This window comes from Alcaligenes sp. Marseille-Q7550, from assembly GCF_965112015.1.
This window is the reverse complement of the sequence record NZ_CBCOPU010000001.1, coordinates 1472002-1489506: the sequence shown is the minus strand read 5'-3', so window position 1 is coordinate 1489506 and position 17505 is coordinate 1472002. Positions and strand designations below refer to the sequence as shown.

The window sequence follows — 17505 nt, the reverse complement described above, 5'->3', positions numbered from 1 at the left end:
CGGTCACTCGAAGAAAAGAAGAAGCGCGGCAAACGCCAGGGCCAGCGTCAGGCAGGCGTACACCGGCAGGCGGGCCGGCAGGGCGTCGTCCACGCCCGCCCGGATCAGGCCCCAGCGGATCAGCAAGGTCAGGACAATGGCGCCTAGTACGGCCAGCAGCCAGGCAGGAAAATAGGAACCGGCCAGATAGACCGTGGGCGCGCTGGAGCATCCCCCAGCAGCGGCAAACTCATCATGCAGCCGATACGCGCAAGCATGCGATGCTTCTCCCCGACTTTCTTCAACACTATGAATGGCGCCTGCGCCTTGCGGTATTCATTCGCGAACCCCGGCCATTGTACCGGCGCCCGCGCCGCGGGTCCTGCGCCCTTGCGCTTATTTATTCCGGAACTGGACAGTATAGGCTTGCCCGGCGCGATAGCGGTTATAGTGGGAACCACATTTCAGATCCGTTTTTTCAAGCGCGCCATTTTCAGAAAAACTCCATGAATGACGTCAATCTGACCCTGACCATGCTGGCTGCCGTGCTGATCAGCAACAGCCTGGTCAAGATGATTCCTCTTGCAGTGCCCGCGCCGCTGGTGCAGATCAGTCTGGGCTTCATGATTGCCGGCTGGTTCAATCATGGCATGACGCTGAATCCGGACCTTTTTCTATCTTTTTCTGCCGCCCCTGCTGTTTCTGGACGGTTGGCGCATTTCCAAGGAAAGCCTGATCCGGGACCGCATCGGCATTCTGGTGCTGGCTTTCGTGCTGGTATTCATGACGGTGTTCGGCCTGGGGCATCTCCTGCATTGGCTGATTCCCGCCATGCCGCTGCCCGTGGCCTTCGCGCTGGCCGCCATCGTCTCGCCCACCGACCCGGTGGCCGTGTCCGCCATCACCCGCCGGGTGCCGCTCCCGCCCCGGCTCAAGGCCATACTGGAAGGGGAATCGCTATTCAATGACGCCAGCGGCCTGGTGGCGTTCCGGCTGGCTGTGGCGCTGGCCATGGGCGGCTCCTTTTCGATGGCCTCGGCCGGCCGCAACTTCCTCTGGCTGACCCTGGCGGGTCTGGCGGCGGGCGTGCTGGTCACGCGCGGCCTGCTGCTCCTGCGCAATGCCTTCGTGCGCCGCTGGGGCGAAGAGCCGGGCGCGGAAATCCTCTTCAGCCTGCTGCTGCCCTTCGCCGCCTACTTTCTGGCCGAGCAGCTCGAGGCTTCCGGCATCCTGGCCGCCGTGGCGGCCGGGGTCGCCATGAGCTACGCGGAACTGTCGGGCAACGCCCTGGCCGCCACGCGCACCCAGCGCAAGGCCGTCTGGGACACCTTGCAGCTGAGTCTGAACGGCCTGATGTTCGTGCTGCTGGGCGAACAATTGCCGGCCATCTTCCGCGGCGCCGTGCAGGTCGTGAAAGAGACCGGACACCACAACCCCGCCTGGCTGCTGGTCTACGCCGTCGCCATCTGCGTGGCGCTGGTGCTGCTGCGGTTCCTGTGCGTCTACGGCTATCTGTGGCTGCGGCGCGGCCTGTCCCTGCTGGGCGCCAACCACGACACGGGGAAGGACAGCCCGCGTCTGGTCCTGGTGCTGTCGGTGGCCGGAGTGCGCGGCGCCGTGACCCTGGCCGGCGTCATGACCCTTCCCCTGCAACTGCCCGACGGCAGCCCGTTCCCCGCCCGCGACCTGGCCATTTTCCTGGCGTCGGTCGTCATCATCGTCTCCCTGCTGATGGGCGGCCTGAGCCTGCCGCCCCTGATGAAGAAGGTCAAGCTTCCCGAACTGCATCGCCGCCAGGGCCAGGCGGAACTGGCCGACCAGGCCGCCCGCCAGGCCTGCGTGCAAAGCGTCGCGCACACCCTGAACGAGCTGATCGAGCAGAACCCCGATGTACCCGGCGAGCGCTACGCCGCCATGGCCAACCGCGTGCTGGCCAGCCTGAACCAGGACCGCGACGACGGCAAAGCCGCCGGGGATCCGGCCGAGCAGGATCTGGAGAAACGCATGCAGATGCAGGCTATCGCCGCCGCCCGCAATGCCGTATTCGCCCTGGCGCGCCAGCACCAGATATCCGATGAGATCGCCCGCGAGAAAGTCCGCCTACTGGACCTGATCGAGGTGCTCATGTCCTGAGCCCGCGTCCAGCCCCAACCGCCCCTGACCCCAGAAGAACGCTCATGCAGACCCATACCTATCTCGGCCAGTCCCGCGCCTCCCGCCAGCAACGACACGCCTATCGCCGCGGCCTGCCCGCCTGCGTCTGCGCCCATCCGGCCATCCCCCTGGTCCATCGGCGCCTGGACGCGGCCGCCGCGCCGGCCGCGCCGAACGGGCTCCCGGCCTTTCAGTCCGACAATGCCCTGGAACAGAAACCGCTCGCCCTGGCGCCCAAGCTGTTCCTGACCAATCTGCGCCTGTTCGACGGCCTGCGCACGCAACTGCAACAGGGCCTGGCGGTACAGATCGACCAGGGCCGCATCGCCGCCATCCTGGACAGCGCCGACGTTCCGCCCGACGCGCCGACCCTGGACTGCCGCAACAAGGTGCTGATGCCCGGCCTGATCGATGCGCACTGGCACAGCCTGCTGTGCGGCGTGGACCAGATGACGGCCATGATGGCCGACCCCGCGGACCTGCACCTGATCGCCGCCAAGCAAGCCGAGCGCACCCTGCTGCGCGGCTTCACCACGGTGCGCGACGCCGGCGGCCCGAGCTTTGCGCTCAAACGCGGCATAGACATGGGCCTGCTGCACGGCCCGCGCATCTACCCGTCGGGCGCCATGATCGCCCAGACCGGCGGCCATGCGGACTTTCGCATGCGCTACGAAGTGCCGCGCGCGCAAGACGAGCTGAGCCATACGGAGCGCGCCGGGGTCGCCTGCATTGCGGACGGCGCGGACCAGGTGCTGCGGCGCGTGCGCGAACAGTTGATGCTGGGCGCCAGCCAGGTCAAGCTGATGGCCGGCGGCGGCGTGACCTCCCTGTACGATCCCCTGGAAGGCCTGCAGTTCAGCGATGCGGAATTGCGCGCCGCCGTGGGAGCCGCCGAGGACTGGGGCACCTACGTCATGGTGCACGTCTACTGCGCCAAAGGCATACAGCGGGCCGTCAAGGCCGGCGTGAAGTCCATCGAGCACGGCCAGTTGGCCGACGAGGAGACCGCGCGCATCATGGCCGGCGAAGGCGTCTGGTGGAGCCTGCAGCCCTTCCTGGGCGACGAGGACGCCAACACCCAGCGCGATCCGCGCAGCAAGGCCAAGCAGCAGCAGGTCGCCGCCGGCACCTTGCGCGCCTATGAGCTGGCCCAGAAGCACCGGATCCAGACGGCCTGGGGCACGGACATCCTGTTCAGCCCGCAGCACCTGCCGCGCCAGGGCCACATGCTCGCCAAGCTCACCCGCTTCTACGATCCGCTGACCGTGCTGAAGATGGCCACCGGCGACAACGGCCGCCTGCTGCGCATGTCGGGCCTGCGCAATCCCTACGGGGGCGAGCTGGGCGTCATCCAGCCCGGCGCCCTGGCCGACCTGCTGCTGGTCGACGGCGAACCCGAGCGGAGCCTGGACTTCCTGGACCAGCCGGACCAAAGCCTGGCGCTGATCATCAAGGATGGCAAAATCTACAAGAACGCTCTGCCTGCTTCCTGACCCCATGACCAAACCCGCCCTTCGCTCCCTGCGCATTGCCCTGCCGGCCGCCGCGCTGGCCCTGGCGGCCTGCGCCGCCCCTGCCGCCAAGGCCGCCGCCGGCCCGGTCCCCAGGCAGGATGCGCCCGAACCGCCCCGGCTCATGGAGCCCGGGACCGGCGTCTCGCACGAAGCCCCGGGCGCGCCCCGCGTGCGGGCCGGCCATGAGTACACCCTGCCCGAGCTCATCGACCTGGCCCAGCAGCTCAATCCCAGCACCCGCATCGCCTGGGGCGAGGCCCAGCAGGCGGCGCAGGCCGCCGGCATGGTGCAGAGCGCCTACCTGCCCCTGATTTCCGCCAATATCGTCGGCGGCTATGTGCGCAGCGACCGCAGCGACAGCGCGCGCCTGCTGGGACGCGACGTGGAGCTGAACTACGACACGCACCTGAGCGGCGTGGTGCCGGCCCTGACGCTGCAATGGCTGTTGTTCGACTTCGGCAAGCGCGCCGCCCTGCAGGAGGCCGCCGACAAGCTGGCGCTCGCCAGCCGCATCACCTTCAGCGGCGTGCACCAGGCAGTCATCGCGGAAGTCTCCATCAGCTACTTCAATTACAACTCGGCGCGCCGGCGCGAGCAGATCGCTGCGCAAGGCCTCAAGAACGCAGCCCTGATCGAGGACATTGCCCTGGAGAAAGAGCGCAATGGGCTGGGTACGCGCATCGAAGTGGCGCAGGCGCGCCAACTGAAGGCCCAGGCCCGCCTGCACCACGTCAACGCCGGCACGCTGGCCCGCCAGGCCTACCAGACCCTGCTGGGCGCAGTCGGACTTGCGCCCGATACCCGGCTGGAGGTGGCCGACAGCGCCGGACGGCCGCTGCCCGAAGACCTGGACATTCCCGGCAACGCCGCCTTGCGGCAGGCCATCGCCCGGCGTCCCGACGTGCAGGCCATGCAGGCGGCGCACCAGGCCAGTCTGGCCGGCGTGGACTCGGCCCAGGCCAGTTTCATGCCCAAGCTCATGCTGATGGGCTTTGTCTCCAGGCGGATCGGATCGCTGAGCGTGGGCAATCTGCCCGAAGTCAGCCCGCAGGCATCCTCCAGCGGCGCGGTGCTGGCCCTGTCCATTCCCTTGTACGACGCAGGGCTGCGGACCAAGCAGACCCGCGAGGCGCAGTTGCGCGCCGACACCGCCCGCGAAAGGGTGCAGAAAACGGAACAGGACGCCTACAAGCAGATGGTGATCGCCGCCGACGTGCTGCGCGCGGCCCTTGAATCCCATCGCGCCGCCGGCGAGCTGGTGCAGGCCGCCCAGGTCACTTACGACGGCGCGCTGGAGTCCTACAAGGAAGGGCTGACCGGCATGACGCTGCTGACCGAGGCCCATAGCGGCCTGCTGGGCGCGCTGGAAGCGCAGAGCGCCGCCCATGCGGCCGGCCTGGTGGGCTCGGTCAACCTGGCTTTTGCCATGGGCGAGCTGAACCAGGCGCCCGCCCTGCCGTGAACGCCGCCGGCGCGCGGGTTCAGTTCGCCTCGATGGCCCGCAGGGCCTTGTCCAGGCGATCCACCGTGCGGTCCAGCTTGTCCAGCTTGTCCAGTCCGAACAGGCCGATGCGGAAAGTCTTGAAGTCCGCCGGTTCGTCGCACATCAGGGGCACGCCGGACGCGGCCTGCAGGCCCGCCTGGGCGAACTTGGCGGCCGAATGGATGCCGTCGTCGGTGGTGTAGCACACCACCACGCCGGGCGCTTCGAAGCCGGGAGCGGCCACGCTGCGAAAGCCGTGTTCGCGCAGCAAGGCCCGCACCCGACGGCCCAGCTCGAGCTGCCGGGTCCGGATGGCGTCAAAGCCATGGCTTTCCGTTTCCGCCATGGCTTCCTGCAGCACTTTCAGGGAGTCCGTGGGCAAGGTGGCGTGATAGGCATGGCCGCCGCTTTCATAGGTTTCCATGATCTGCAGCCACTTGCGCAGGTCGCAGGCGAAGCTGGTGCTGACCGTGGTCTCGATGTGCAGCCGGGCGCGTTCGCTGAGCATGACCAGGCCGCAGCAGGCCGAACCTGTCCAGCCCTTTTGCGGCGCGCTGATCAGCACGTCCACGCCCACCGCCTTCATGTCCACCCAGGCCGTGCCCGAGGCGATGCAGTCCAGCACGAACAGGCCGCCGACCGCATGCACGGCTTCGGCCACCTGGCGCATGTAATCATCCGGCAGCATGATGCCCGAAGCGGTCTCCACATGAGGCGCGAAGACCAGCGCGGGCTTTTCGGCATGGATGGCGGCCACCACCTCGGCGATGGGCGCGGGCGCATAAGGGGCCTGGCTGCCGGCCTCGACGGGGCGGGCCTTGAGCACCGTGGTGCTGGAGGGGATGGAGCCCATGTCGAAGATCTGCGTCCAGCGATAGCTGAACCAGCCGTTGCGGATCACCAGGCATTTGCGGCCCGTGGCGAACTGGCGCGCCACCGCCTCCATGCCGAACGAACCGCTGCCCGGCACCACGATGGCGGAATGCGCCTGGTAGACCTGTTTCAGCGTGCGGGATATTTCGCGCATCACATGCTGGAAGGTCTTGGACATATGGTTCAGGGCGCGGTCGGTGTAGACCACCGAATATTCGAGCAGGCCGCCGGGATCGACGGAATTGCTTGTATCAGACATGAAGACCTCGGGATTCAGAAACAAAAGATATAAGGATCACGGTGATTTTAGTCCATGCGGGCAAGCGCAGGTTGACGATGCGACTGCCTCTGGGTACCTTGAGGGCCACGCTTCGCACTCCCCGGAAAAAATGATGCGCATACCTCATTTCACCCTGAACACCCAGGGGCGGGACATCGCCGTGGGCGATGTGCACGGCTGCTTCAGCAAGCTGGAGGCGGCCCTGCGCCGGGTCCGTTTCGATCCTGCCAAGGACAGGCTGTTTTCCGTGGGCGACCTGGTCGACCGCGGACCGGAATCCAGGCAGGCCCTGCAATGGCTGGACCTGCCCTGGTTCCATGCCATCTGCGGCAACCACGAACTGATGACCTGGCGGCGCGCGGTCGGCCGCCCCATCCAGGAATTCGACCATCGCATCCATGGGGGCCTGTGGCTGGACGACTGCCCGCCCGAGGAACAGCAGCGCATCGCCCGGCGCCTGCAGGCCCTGCCCCTGGCCATGGAGGTGGACACGCCCGAGGGCGTGGTGGGCATCGTGCACGCCGACTTCCCCTACGAAGACTGGAGCGCCATCCACGGCCCAGACTTCGACGCCAGCGACGAATATGTCTGCCTGTGGTCCATAGACCGCTACGAAACCCGCTACGCCGGAACCGTGCGCAACGTGCGCGCCCTGATCCACGGCCACCGCACCACCCGCACGATGCTCCAGCTTGGCAACGTCTACTTCATCGACACCGGGGGCTGGCGCGAAGGCGGCCGCTTCACCCTGCTGGACCTGCATACCTTGAAGCCCTTGTCATGAAACCATGGAAACCATTGCAGGGCGTCGCCATGCCCCATGAACTAGGCCGCCAGCGCATCCATGCTTTCGCTGATGGAGAGCGCGGCGGCAACCCGGCCTATGTCATCGCCAGCACGGAGCCCGCAGCGACGCGGCAGAGCGAGCTCATCGCCCTCGCCCGCGCCCAAGGCTGCGAGGTCACGCACCTGCACTTCACCGGCGAACCCGGCACGGCCCGGGCCCGCTTTTACGTACCGACGGGCGAGATCGCCTTCTGCGGCCACGGCGCCCTGGCGGCCGCGGCCTGGGCGATGCGGGCCAGGCAGGCGCAGGATCGTTTGCTGCTGGTCCATCAGGGCGGCGAAATCCTCATGCAGAGGCACAACGATGGCCAGACAGGTTTCACCGACACCGCCGGCAATACCCGCGAACACCCCATGACCCGCCCCCTGCTTAAGGAATTGCGCGCCATGCTGGGGCTGCCGGAACTGCAAGGGGAAGACGTGACCCTGCACCTGGGCGGCAAGCAGCGGCGCAAGGCCCTGATCGCCCTGTCCAGTCCGCGCTGGCTGGCCCGGATAAGCCTGGATGCCGAGCGGCGCGACCGCTTCTGCCGGCAGCATGAGCTGACCGGCATTTATCCCTTTGCCGTGTCGGCGCACGGCGACATCCTGAGCCGTCACTTCCCCTTGGCCGCAGGCCTGGACGAGGACATGGCCACGGGCAACATCGCGCCCACCGTCGCCGCCCTGGTTTGCGGCGACCGGCCCTGGCCCCTGAACATCCTTCAGGGCGGCCCGAACTGCGATACGGCGCGCCTGCTGTTGCAGCCGACGGAGGACGGACTGTGGTTCGTAGGCGGCTATTGCCGCCACATCGCCTAGCCGCCGCGCAGGTCTTCCTGGGCCGCCAGCATCCGCCGGCGCAGATGCTGCTTCAATGCCAGCAGGTCCTCGTCCGACCAGGAACGCCCCGGCGCCACCTCGCGCCACGCATCGATGTAGTGCTCGGGCGCATACACGTGCCCGTAGCCCAGGGGGTGCCCATGGACAGGCTCATGTCCAGGGCCAGCTGCAGAAAGGTCACGACCGGATACCAGCGGAACTGCGACGAGACGTCCGGACCACGAGGCGCGTTCATCCATTCCGGCTGCCGGTACAGCGCATGCTGGTCGAAGAAGGTCACCGCGTCGCTGGCGTACTGCAGATAGACGATGCGCAGCGGCCCCCAATCCTCATACTTGCCGGGAGCCTGGCCGTCCTGATTGAGGAAGCGCACGAACGCGCCATCCCGGAACACCGGCAGCCAGGCCGGGCTGCCGGCGTTCCTGTCCCGAGTAATCCGCCGCCAGTCGCTGCTCATGAAGGGCGGGCCGCTCCATAGCGCGCCATGTATGGGGTCTTCCAGCATCTCGAACAGCAGCAGGGATTTTTCGGAGTTCATGGCGCCCAGGCTCAGGCCATGCAGATACAGGCGGGGACGCTCCTGCCTGGGCAGTTGCTTCCAATAGCCATAGACCTCGGAAAACAATGCGCGGGCCGAATCCGCCCCCATGTCCGCCTGAAACAGCAGCGACAAAGGGCTGTTCAGGTAGGAGTACTGCATGGCTACGCTGGCCACGTTCCCGTCATGCAGATACTCCAGGCCATCGATGGCGGCCGGATCCACCCAGCCCGTGCCCGTGGGCGTGATGATGACCAGCACGTCGCGCTGGAAGCCGCCTTGCCGGATCAGCTCGGCCAGCGCCTGCCTGGCCCTGTCCTGCACGGACTGCCCCACATTCAAGCCGGCGTACACCCGCACAGGATCCAGGGCATCGCGGCCCGTCACGGAACGGATGTCGGCCGCGCCCGGAGCGGACGCCACGAACTCCCGCCCCGCTCGTCCCAGATCCTTCCAGGCCAGCAAGGAACCCGGCCCCCCGGTCTTGCCGGCCTGCGCGGGCTGCGGCCGTTCGGGCTCGATCAGGGCGTCATATTCCTGGAAGGACCGATCCGCCAGCGTGAACACCGCCTGCACTAAGACCCCGTTGACCAGAGTCCAGAGCAGCGCCGCCGTCACGCTCACCCCCAGCACCGTCCCCGCCTTGCGCGGCAGATAGCGGCGGACGGCGGCTACGATACAGCCGCCCAGCCACAGCGCGCACCGGACAAGCAGCAAGAGGATGAAAAAGCTGAGCAGCGCCAATGCCGAGACGCGCAAGGGATAGGCGCTGTCGACCGGCTCCATGCGCATCACGGCATGAATGGCGTTCTGCCATCCTACCGACAAGGCCAGCGCCGCGATCGCCGCGGCCAGGCAAGCCAGGCCGATGACGGTCAGTGCGCGGCGGCGCAGCATCGCGCCCGGCTCGGGCAACTCCAGGTAGCGCCACAAAAGGCGCAAAAGATAGCCCAGGCCATAGCCGCAACTGAAGGCCACCCCGCACAAGACCCCTTGCATGACGAAACTGCGCGGCGCCAGACTGGGCGTCAGCGCTGCCGCAAAAAACAGAGTCCCCAGCAACAGGCCCATGCCCGACAGGGAGCGGCGCAGCGCCTGGAACAACAAAACGAGTCTAGACATGGAAGGCCCTGATGAAGAGTCCTGGTCTTTCGCTTGAAGCACTGCCTCCACCACATGCGCGGTGATGCAGAGCGGCGCGCAAGCCTATGGTTCCCTGGCTTTGATCGTGATCTGGCATTGCAACATCACGCCGGGGCGCGCCCCGTCCCGGCAACGCGATTCAGCCGGCAGCCAGCTTTTTCATTTCGGCAGCCGTGCCTCCGCTCAACACTTGGACATCGCCTACCTTCCCTTGGCCGGACAAGCGCCCGCCGTCTTGGACCGTGACGGTTCCGTCGATCTGTCCGTCGACAACAAGCGCGCCGAAGACCGACACATTCCCCGTCAGCGAGCCTGCCACATGCAGTTCCGCGCCGGACGCCACTTCCGTGGTACCGGAGTAGTCATTGTCTCCGCCCAGGACCAGCCTGCCCTTATCCAGCACGAGACTGCCGCCAAGATTCCTTTCCCTTTTGTCGCGTAGTCGAAGATGGAACCGTCGAAACGCCCGTTCGCGGCAGTCAGGACCAGCTTGTGCCGGCCCAGGAAGATAGAGCCCGCCTTGCCTCCCTCGATGCTGCGCAGCCGGGTGTCGCTCGTCATGTCCGGCACGCGCCACGCCGCCATATAGCCGCCCTTCTGGTCTATATAGAGTGCGCCGTCGACCACCACGCGGGATGACTGCTCGAGAGAGCCCTGGCCGGCAAGATGAAGATGGCTGTCGGCCTTGACATGGGTGGCGCCGGTATAGTCGTTGATGCCGGTCATGCGTACGTTGGTATCTTTTTCAAGCACGAAATCGCCTGAACCGGACAGGCGGCCAGCCAGCCCTATCCATCCCGAACTGCCCGTTTCGCCGGTGATCCGGCTCAAATGGCCCGCGCTGTCAACCGGGCCGTTCGTCGTGAAATCCTGGATGGTGACGAAATAAGGCGAATAAGCGGTGGCCTTGTTCTGGAGATCGTACATCAAGGAATTGGATTGGAAGAACGGCAGGCCTATGGTCACGCCGTCGCCTTCGTCCTCATCCCTGATGCGGCTTATCTCGACATCGTCGAATTCGACATCGTTGAGCTTGTCGGCGAAACCATGCAGCTTGAAATCGACCGTGTCCGATTCATGCTCACCCAGCTTGAAACCTTTGGCCTTAAGCATTTTCAAGACTTTGTCCTGCTCCACGTAAATGAAGTCGGACGTGCCGGTATCAAACAGAATGGGCCCCTTGAATTCAACGGCGCGCTTCTTCTTCCCGACCTTGAAGGAGATAGTGTAGCTGTACGCCCCTTCGTGCTGATTGGACGCATTGGCGCCCGATTGGTCGAACCGCCTGTCATAGCCCTCGTCATCATAAGGCAGCTCGCCCCAAGGCATCACGGCGGTGAACTGGGAGCGTATGCTCGGATTCAGATGAAGCACCAGGCATGGCGCGCAACCGGGCGTCTTCTCCTTGCCCACGTTTGCGTTGGCGGCAATCACATACCCTGTCCTTGTCTGCGAACCCAAGCTGGCGGACGGGCCCTCCGACATCTTGAAATCGCCCGCGCCGTAAGTGCCGTAAAACGGCGGATTATCCGTGGGCTTCCCAGTCCTGATGCGTTCGCGGACTTCCAGGTCGGCATAAAGCGGCGTTTCATCATCGTATCCGACCGGGCTAGCCGAGGTCTTGTGCTCTTTGAACCCATAGTGATCCCGGGTGAACACCCAGTCGAGAATCCTGCCCGCCGCAAAATCGCCTGCCGTCGATGCAACCGGCCCTTGGGAAGGCCTTTTTGGATCATGGTAATGCAGCTCGCCGAACTTGACCCTCTGCGTCCAATAGCCATACGAGCCGTCGCCATAGGCAACCATTTTGGGCTTTTCGCCAGGAACGGGCTTTATGCCGGCCGCATTTGCGTCGAACGGCGCCATGAAATCGTCGGAGCCCGTATCAAACTGGAAAAGACGAGGAGTCGAACCATCGACGCCGATCATGATGCCGAGCGCATCGTAACTGTCATCATTGTCGGTTGAGACGTGCATCAGCGGAACGGAAACAGGTTCGGCTGTCTGGGCAAGAACGAACTGGCTGTCATATGCCATGAGCCCAAAGGCGGCAACGAACATGGCGCCCCGAGACGCGAAGACAACACGCTCTTTTTTACCTCGGCCATACTGCTCCTGCATCACGAATCTCCCTGACTTTTTTGATTATGCGGTCAAGAAAAAACGGGTAATGTTCCGATTTTCAGCGACGAGTCCCCGCATTCCTGCACGGCCGCAACCGCCTGGCCTGCAGCTATGCGAGCTTGCCGAAAAAAGAAGTATTCCCGTTCGACCGCGGGTCATTATCCTGTGCATGAAATGGCAGAGCAAGACATTCGATTTGCGCGAGCTTGCCCTGATTCCGTATTTCCTCTTATTGCACAAGCCCTTTGCATTAACTCGCGTGTCAAAATGGACACGCCAGTCGACTGCACGCCTGGCAAGCCGGCGATAAACTTGCCATATTCGAACCCGCCCCTGAAGCCGCCGGAGCCTGCGCGGCGCAAACAATGACAGGAACCAGCTCTCATGAGGACTCTCGCGTCGATGCAAGCGCATAACGTCACCGTCCGCCGCGCAGGAGCCGCCGACCTGCCGCGCCTTGCCCTCTGCGACTTTTCCTTCGAGGTCGCCGCTGAGCTTGTCGAACCCTTCGAGGCTATGCAGACTGCACCAGTCGAGCCGCCTTACCGGAAAGACTATGGCTTTGACGCGGATGAGCTGGCGGATTACCTTGATCTGTCCGATGGGGGGCTTTTCGTGGCCCTGGCGCGCGGGGCCCCTGTTGCTTACATGGCCGTATCCCCAGGCTGGAACAACTACGCCGTCATAGAAGACATAGCGGTGGATGCTCCCCATCGAGGAAACGGCATAGCCCGCCTCATGCTGGACACGGCAGTGGCATGGGCGCGGGAAGCGTCCTTGGCAGGCCTGCGGCTTGAAACCCAGTCCGTCAACGTGGCCGCCTGCCGCGTCTACAAGCGTTACGGATTCCTGCTCGGCGGCCATGATCGTTATCTGTACCGCGGACTGCACCCCGACAGCCGGGAAATCGCCCTCTTCTGGTACCTGCCTTTTCAAGATAATTGATGGCAACAGGCCATACGCGGGATTAAAGACATAGCCTGCGACAAGGGAGATACACAATGCTCATACGTCTGATACCGCTTGTCGCGGCTGGCATTTTTTTAGGGCTCGGCGCGCATGGCCACAGCGAGGCGGCGCCGACTCGCGGATTGCCGGATGGCGAAACCGTCCTGCTGGCCAGTGAGCTGTGCACCAATATTTATCCCGGCTGGGTGCACGAATTTATCCAAGCTGAGCTCAACGGCGATGAACATGCAATCGGCGCTTTAAATGAGAACATTAAATTCATACACAGTATGGAGCCTTCCCCTTTCCGCGATCTGGGAATGTTCCTCATGACAGTAGCGTATCAGAACTACAGCCAGCACAAAAAAGATCTCTATAAAAGCGGCGTACCGGCCGCTCGTGCGCCTTTGGAGCTCCATCGCCTGGCTCGCGTCTTTTGCATGAAACAATTACATATGTATTGATGAATAAAGGCGCTGCAGCCGCCCTGACGCCGAGACGAGAACGCGTCCAACTTCCATTTCCGGCGGCGCCGCGCTCCAGGTCTGTCCCCGCGTTGCGCGCAGCCGCCGTCGACCTCATTTCCTGTACCAGAGGCCATCCCGTCCTGTTGCCAGTCCAACTGTCATCCCTGAGATCAGCCCCCAAAACAGAGACATAAAGATACATTTGAGACTCTTGATCACGTTTATGGGTTTGTAACTCCGGAACGGTTGGGTATTATTCCCACGCGTCTCGTTACACGCATATTCACTCTGAAAACGGATGTCAAACCCACGATTTTTCGTTATTTAGTCTCTAAGAGGAGAAGGAAATGGGTAAGCTTGACCACGGAACAATGTGCATCATGTGCCAGACCCTGCCGCTATCAAAGCCACACACTTCTCGACATATAAACATGCACCCTCTTACCCGGCTGGAGGATTTCGGGCAGGACGGCGCCGAAAGCCTGTATCGCTGCTCAGTCTGCCATACGCACTGGCTTTACCAGAAAGACAAATGGCACGCCTGCCTCGGCTTCAAGCTCTGGCCCGGCGACCTGCACAGCTACCGGGCGCAGGAAAGAGCACCACGGTCATCGCCCAGCCAATTTGCTCCACAGAAAATCTTCCGTGGTCCTGTACGCTTGAATTAGCTCTCATCCAGACCTAGCTGAGCGTACCTATCGCTTACAGCCTCCATATACCGCATGGCCCTGAACGGCGCAGTGTCAGTCTCAGGCGGCCAATCAGATGCGGGCAGGGCCACATCCCAGCAAGGACTTCGTGGCCCTGTTATGCAAGCGCTGACAGGCATGCTCACCGGCAACATCAACCCTCAGCAGCAAACCCCACCACGTCCGCCGGACCTGCGGGATTGTTCAGAGAAAACACCCCATCGGCGCGTTTCCAGCTTAATCCGACTCTTTGAAACGCAAAAGGCACGAAGCCCCCTGTGAATACTCCAGAGAATTTTCGTATTTTTGAAGGCTCCGGATGGGTTGTGAGCCACCGAATGAACTCCACCCTTCCCGGCTATCTTATGATCAGCTCAAAAGTAGACGCCCAGGATCTATCTGAGCTTTCGGATACTGCACTAAGCGAGCTCGGCCCGTTGCTGGCAGTTGCTCAGCGCGTCTTGAAGCATGAATTGCACGCTCAATGGGTCTATATAGGCCGATACGGGCATACACCCGCTTGTCCTGTCCATTTTCATGTGATCCCGATATACGACTGGGTGACAGACCTGTTCTGGAAGGATCATCGGTATCGCTTGCTTGAGACCTTCACAGACGGGGCAAGCAACAGCTTGACGGATGGAGCTGAGTTGACGCTGTTCGTATGGCGCGAATTTTGCGAACGCCCGGATCCACCGCCAGTCAGCGGCCCTTCAATCTCGGAGGTGATTGAGCTGCTTCGGGAAAAATTCAGGCCATATCTGGCGGCAAAGAAAAAGCGGCTCACATCGCTGTGAGCCGCTTATATCTTGGTGGCGCATCCCTGATTCGAACAGGGGACCTGCGGATTATGATTCCGTCGCTCTAACCTGCTGAGCTAATGCGCCGAAGAAGAAATTATAGCAAGGTTTTCGATTTTGGCAAACGTTTTCGGGAGATTTTTTGCCTGCCCTTGCAGAAAATTCTGCAAACCCTTCCGAAACCCGCATGAATGCTGGCTCAGGCGCAGGAGAATTTCTTCGCCCTCCGCGAAAAAGTGTCACATAAGGTATCCAGACTGTCTATCTGGTCTCATGCAGGGCTGCGTGGGGAGCGTTGACGGCCGTCAAGCGGCGCGCGCCGAAGGCGTTGCTACACTGGCGGCTTGGCGACCCGCCTGTTCTGCCCTATTTCTCGTCCGCGATCCGGACTCCGACAGGAGCTTTTTCCTATGGCCAGTACGCTTGCTATTGTTGTTTCGCTGTTGCTGTTGATGTTTCTTGCTTACAGGGGGGTGACGGTGCTGCTGCTGGCGCCCCTGATGGCCGCGCTGGCGGTGCTGCTCTCGGGCGATGCGGGCTTTCTGCTGCCCATCTACACGTCCACCTTCATGAGCGCGCTGAGCAATTACGTGCTCCAGTTCCTGCCCATCTTCCTGCTGGGCGCCCTGTTCGGACAGTTGATGGCCGACTCGGGCGCCGCCCACACCATCGCCCAATGGATCACGCGCAAGCTGGGGCATCGCCACGCCATTGCCACCGTGGTCATGGCCTGCGGCGTGCTGACCTACGGCGGGGTGTCCCTGTTCGTGGTGGCATTCGCCATCTATCCCATCGCCAAGGATCTGTTCCGCCAGGCCAATGTGCCCAAGCGCCTGATCCCCGCATCGATCGCGCTGGGCTCCTTCACCTTCACCATGACGGCCCTGCCCGGCACGCCCGCCATCCAGAACGCGATTCCCATTCCCTACTACGGTACCAATGTGTTCGCCGCGCCGGGCCTGGGCATCATCGGCGGCCTGGTCATGGCCCTGGGCGGCCTGTGGTGGCTGCAGTCGCGCGCCAGGAAGGCGGCCGCCGATGGCGAAGGCTACGGCGAACACCTGGAGGATTTGGGCGACATCCCTGAAGAGGATCACCAGGGCCTGAGCCACATGCCGCTGTTCCTGGCCGTGCTGCCCCTGCTGCTGGTGATCGGCGTCAACGCCCTGTTCACCTACGGCATCTTCCCCGGCACCAATTTCGATTACCTGGCCGAGCGCTTCCCGCAGATCGCCCCCGCCAAGATCACCGGCCTGTGGGCGCTGATCATCGCGCTGGTGGTCTCCAACCTGGTACTGATCGTCAGCCGTCTGGGCCGCTGGAAGAATCTGCGCGAGAGCATCAACAAGGGCGTGTTCGGCTTCATGCTGCCGCTGTTCAACACGGCCTCGGAAGTGGGCTACGGCGCCGTCATCGCCAGCCTGGCAGGTTTTGTCCTGATCCGCGACTTCGTCCTGAACCTGGCGCCCGGCAATCCGCTGATTTCCGAAGCGGTGGCCATGACCACCCTGGCCGGCATCACGGGCTCCTCGTCGGGCGGCCTGAGCATTGCCCTGCAGACCCTGGGCTCGGACTACCTGCAGATGGCCCAGCAAGCCGGCATCAGTCCCGAACTGCTGCACCGCGTGGCCGTGATGGCCGCCGGCGGCCTGGACACCCTGCCCCACTGCGGCGCGGTGATCACCCTGCTGTCCATCTGCAAGCTGAACCACCGCCAGTCCTATGGCAACATCGCCGTCGTCACCATGGTATGGCCGCTGATTGCCGTAGCCGTCGTCATCACGCTGGGCACGCTGTTCGGCAGCTTCTGACACCACAATGCCGACACGAAGAAAGCCAGCCGCAAGGCTGGCTTTTTCTTGGTTCTTCAAAGAATGCCGGGGATACCTCCGTGTTTGGCGAGCCGTTTGGGCCAAGCGGAAAGAACCTCGGGTTCTCGCGAAGCAGGCCGCGGCGGGCCTCGCGAGAACGGCGCCGCTGTTTTGGCCCAAACGGCGGGACGTCCGCGCAAGCCGTATGACGACGTATCAACCTTTCGCTGAATTTTCTGCTTGGTATGGATGTTCAGGGCCGGGTCGATGCCATCGGCATTTTGAGCCGTTCAAGGCGCGGGAAGATCGGACGGGGCGGGTCCGATGGCTTGCCGCAGGCGGGGCGCAGGGACGGGAGCTAAGCGTCGTTCTGTTCGACGGCGGCGCTTGTTGCTCGCCCGGGGGGCGAGCAACCCGCCGGAGTTAACGACGCGCCCGGCCAGGCGCCCCGACCAGGGCACCGGCGCACCGCGCCGGCAAGCCATCAGCGCCGTCCGATCTTCCCGCGCCTTGAACGGCGTCTTCAAAAACCAGTTCGGCATCGACTTGGCAATTCAGTCCCCCGAATTCTTCGAAGAACCTTTTTCTTTGCCGGGCCTCCCGCCAGCCGCGTTCGTCAGAACGGCGGCAACTCAAGAAAACCACAACAAAAAATCCGTCCACAAGCCGATCAGTAAAAACACCGAGCCCGATGAAACCAGTAACAAGGCCATGTTTTTTATGAAAAAAGCAATAACATAACCAAAACAATATAATCATTATCACGCAAAATGCATGCATTCTCCGTCACTATCCCAACAACTTGATTCTTACAAAGTTAGTTAACTAACCGGGTCAAGCCGGATCCCGCGTCCGGAAAAAGCCACGACAAGCGGGATCCCACACAACAACAACGATTCGGAGACACGCACATGCAACTCGGCCAACAGCCCTACCCTCGGTTCTGACACGTCCCCGCTCCAGGCAGTCACGTGCGGCGCAGCAAGACTGCGCGCGCCCGGCTGCGTGCCGCTCTCGATACCGCGACGCATCTT

The 17505-nt window shown here is 63.3% G+C and carries 17 protein-coding genes and 1 tRNA gene; 11 read left to right on the top strand and 7 right to left on the bottom strand.

Annotation, left to right across the window (positions count from 1 at the left end; genetic code table 11):
- Window positions 1–3: 3 nt before the first annotated feature.
- Both ACWPWO_RS07125 and ACWPWO_RS07120 read right to left on the bottom strand, forming a co-directional pair.
- Window positions 4–240 carry a YtcA family lipoprotein gene (locus ACWPWO_RS07125; RefSeq protein ID WP_454006303.1) on the bottom strand — a complete coding sequence of 79 codons (237 nt, stop codon included), beginning with the start codon at window positions 238–240 and terminating at the stop codon, window positions 4–6.
- A 203-nt stretch (window positions 241–443) separates the two neighbouring features.
- Window positions 444–626, bottom strand: a complete 183-nt coding sequence (locus tag ACWPWO_RS07120; RefSeq protein ID WP_454005517.1) for a hypothetical protein — start codon at window positions 624–626, stop codon at window positions 444–446.
- Between the two features lie 13 nt (window positions 627–639).
- On the opposite strand from ACWPWO_RS07120, the gene ACWPWO_RS07115 reads away from it, so the two are divergent.
- From ACWPWO_RS07115 to ACWPWO_RS07105, 3 genes are read left to right on the top strand one after another with little or no spacing between them, the layout of a single operon-like run.
- Entirely contained in the window at window positions 640–2112 is a 1473-nt protein-coding gene (locus ACWPWO_RS07115; protein WP_454006301.1) for a Na+/H+ antiporter, read from the top strand.
- Between the two features lie 44 nt (window positions 2113–2156).
- Window positions 2157–3626, top strand: a complete 1470-nt coding sequence (locus tag ACWPWO_RS07110; RefSeq protein WP_454005515.1) for an amidohydrolase family protein — start codon at window positions 2157–2159, stop codon at window positions 3624–3626.
- Window positions 3627–3630: 4 nt separating this feature from the next.
- Window positions 3631–5109 carry a TolC family protein gene (locus tag ACWPWO_RS07105; RefSeq protein WP_454005513.1) on the top strand — a complete coding sequence of 493 codons (1479 nt, stop codon included), beginning with the start codon at window positions 3631–3633 and terminating at the stop codon, window positions 5107–5109.
- A gap of 19 nt (window positions 5110–5128) precedes the next feature.
- On the opposite strand, the gene ACWPWO_RS07100 is transcribed toward ACWPWO_RS07105, so the two are convergent.
- Window positions 5129–6262, bottom strand: coding sequence for an aminotransferase class V-fold PLP-dependent enzyme (locus ACWPWO_RS07100; protein WP_454005512.1), 1134 nt, complete (start codon window positions 6260–6262; stop codon window positions 5129–5131).
- 130 nt (window positions 6263–6392) lie between these two features.
- Between ACWPWO_RS07100 and ACWPWO_RS07095 the strand changes: the two genes are divergently transcribed.
- Both ACWPWO_RS07095 and ACWPWO_RS07090 read left to right on the top strand, forming a co-directional pair.
- Window positions 6393–7067, top strand: coding sequence for a metallophosphoesterase (locus ACWPWO_RS07095; RefSeq protein WP_454005510.1), 675 nt, complete (start codon window positions 6393–6395; stop codon window positions 7065–7067).
- Window positions 7064–7930, top strand: a complete 867-nt coding sequence (locus tag ACWPWO_RS07090; RefSeq protein ID WP_454005508.1) for a PhzF family phenazine biosynthesis protein — start codon at window positions 7064–7066, stop codon at window positions 7928–7930. Before ACWPWO_RS07095 ends, ACWPWO_RS07090 begins: the two co-directional genes overlap by 4 nt.
- Before the next feature lie 52 nt (window positions 7931–7982).
- On the opposite strand, the gene ACWPWO_RS07085 is transcribed toward ACWPWO_RS07090, so the two are convergent.
- The 3 genes from ACWPWO_RS07085 to ACWPWO_RS07075 form a co-directional block, all read right to left on the bottom strand.
- Window positions 7983–9611, bottom strand: coding sequence for an alpha/beta hydrolase (locus ACWPWO_RS07085; protein WP_454005507.1), 1629 nt, complete (start codon window positions 9609–9611; stop codon window positions 7983–7985).
- Between the two features lie 160 nt (window positions 9612–9771).
- Window positions 9772–10035, bottom strand: coding sequence for a hypothetical protein (locus ACWPWO_RS07080; protein ID WP_454005506.1), 264 nt, complete (start codon window positions 10033–10035; stop codon window positions 9772–9774).
- Window positions 9936–11753, bottom strand: coding sequence for a hypothetical protein (locus tag ACWPWO_RS07075; protein ID WP_454005504.1), 1818 nt, complete (start codon window positions 11751–11753; stop codon window positions 9936–9938). Before ACWPWO_RS07075 ends, ACWPWO_RS07080 begins: the two co-directional genes overlap by 100 nt.
- Window positions 11754–12158: 405 nt before the next feature.
- On the opposite strand from ACWPWO_RS07075, the gene ACWPWO_RS07070 reads away from it, so the two are divergent.
- The 4 genes from ACWPWO_RS07070 to ACWPWO_RS07055 all read left to right on the top strand — a co-directional run bounded on the left by ACWPWO_RS07070 (window position 12159) and on the right by ACWPWO_RS07055 (window position 14657).
- The gene (locus ACWPWO_RS07070) at window positions 12159–12701 is read left to right on the top strand and encodes a GNAT family N-acetyltransferase (protein ID WP_454006299.1); all 543 of its coding nucleotides are present in this window, start codon (window positions 12159–12161) and stop codon (window positions 12699–12701) included.
- A 56-nt stretch (window positions 12702–12757) separates the two neighbouring features.
- Window positions 12758–13168 (top strand): hypothetical protein, encoded by a 411-nt coding sequence (locus ACWPWO_RS07065; RefSeq protein ID WP_454005503.1) that lies wholly within the window; start codon window positions 12758–12760, stop codon window positions 13166–13168.
- A 350-nt stretch (window positions 13169–13518) separates the two neighbouring features.
- The gene (locus tag ACWPWO_RS07060; protein WP_454005501.1) at window positions 13519–13839 is read left to right on the top strand and encodes a hypothetical protein; all 321 of its coding nucleotides are present in this window, start codon (window positions 13519–13521) and stop codon (window positions 13837–13839) included.
- Window positions 13840–14198: 359 nt separating this feature from the next.
- Window positions 14199–14657, top strand: coding sequence for an HIT family protein (locus ACWPWO_RS07055; RefSeq protein WP_454005499.1), 459 nt, complete (start codon window positions 14199–14201; stop codon window positions 14655–14657).
- A 13-nt stretch (window positions 14658–14670) separates the two neighbouring features.
- Here ACWPWO_RS07055 and ACWPWO_RS07050 read toward each other — a convergent pair.
- Window positions 14671–14747: transfer RNA gene (locus ACWPWO_RS07050), tRNA-Met, on the bottom strand.
- Between the two features lie 323 nt (window positions 14748–15070).
- On the opposite strand from ACWPWO_RS07050, the gene ACWPWO_RS07045 reads away from it, so the two are divergent.
- Together ACWPWO_RS07045 and ACWPWO_RS07040 are read left to right on the top strand one after the other, a co-directional pair.
- The gene (locus ACWPWO_RS07045) at window positions 15071–16471 is read left to right on the top strand and encodes a GntP family permease (protein WP_454005497.1); all 1401 of its coding nucleotides are present in this window, start codon (window positions 15071–15073) and stop codon (window positions 16469–16471) included.
- A gap of 387 nt (window positions 16472–16858) precedes the next feature.
- A complete protein-coding gene (locus ACWPWO_RS07040; RefSeq protein WP_454005495.1) occupies window positions 16859–17212 on the top strand; it encodes a hypothetical protein in 354 nt (117 codons plus the stop codon).
- The last annotated feature ends 293 nt before the right edge of the window (window positions 17213–17505 follow it).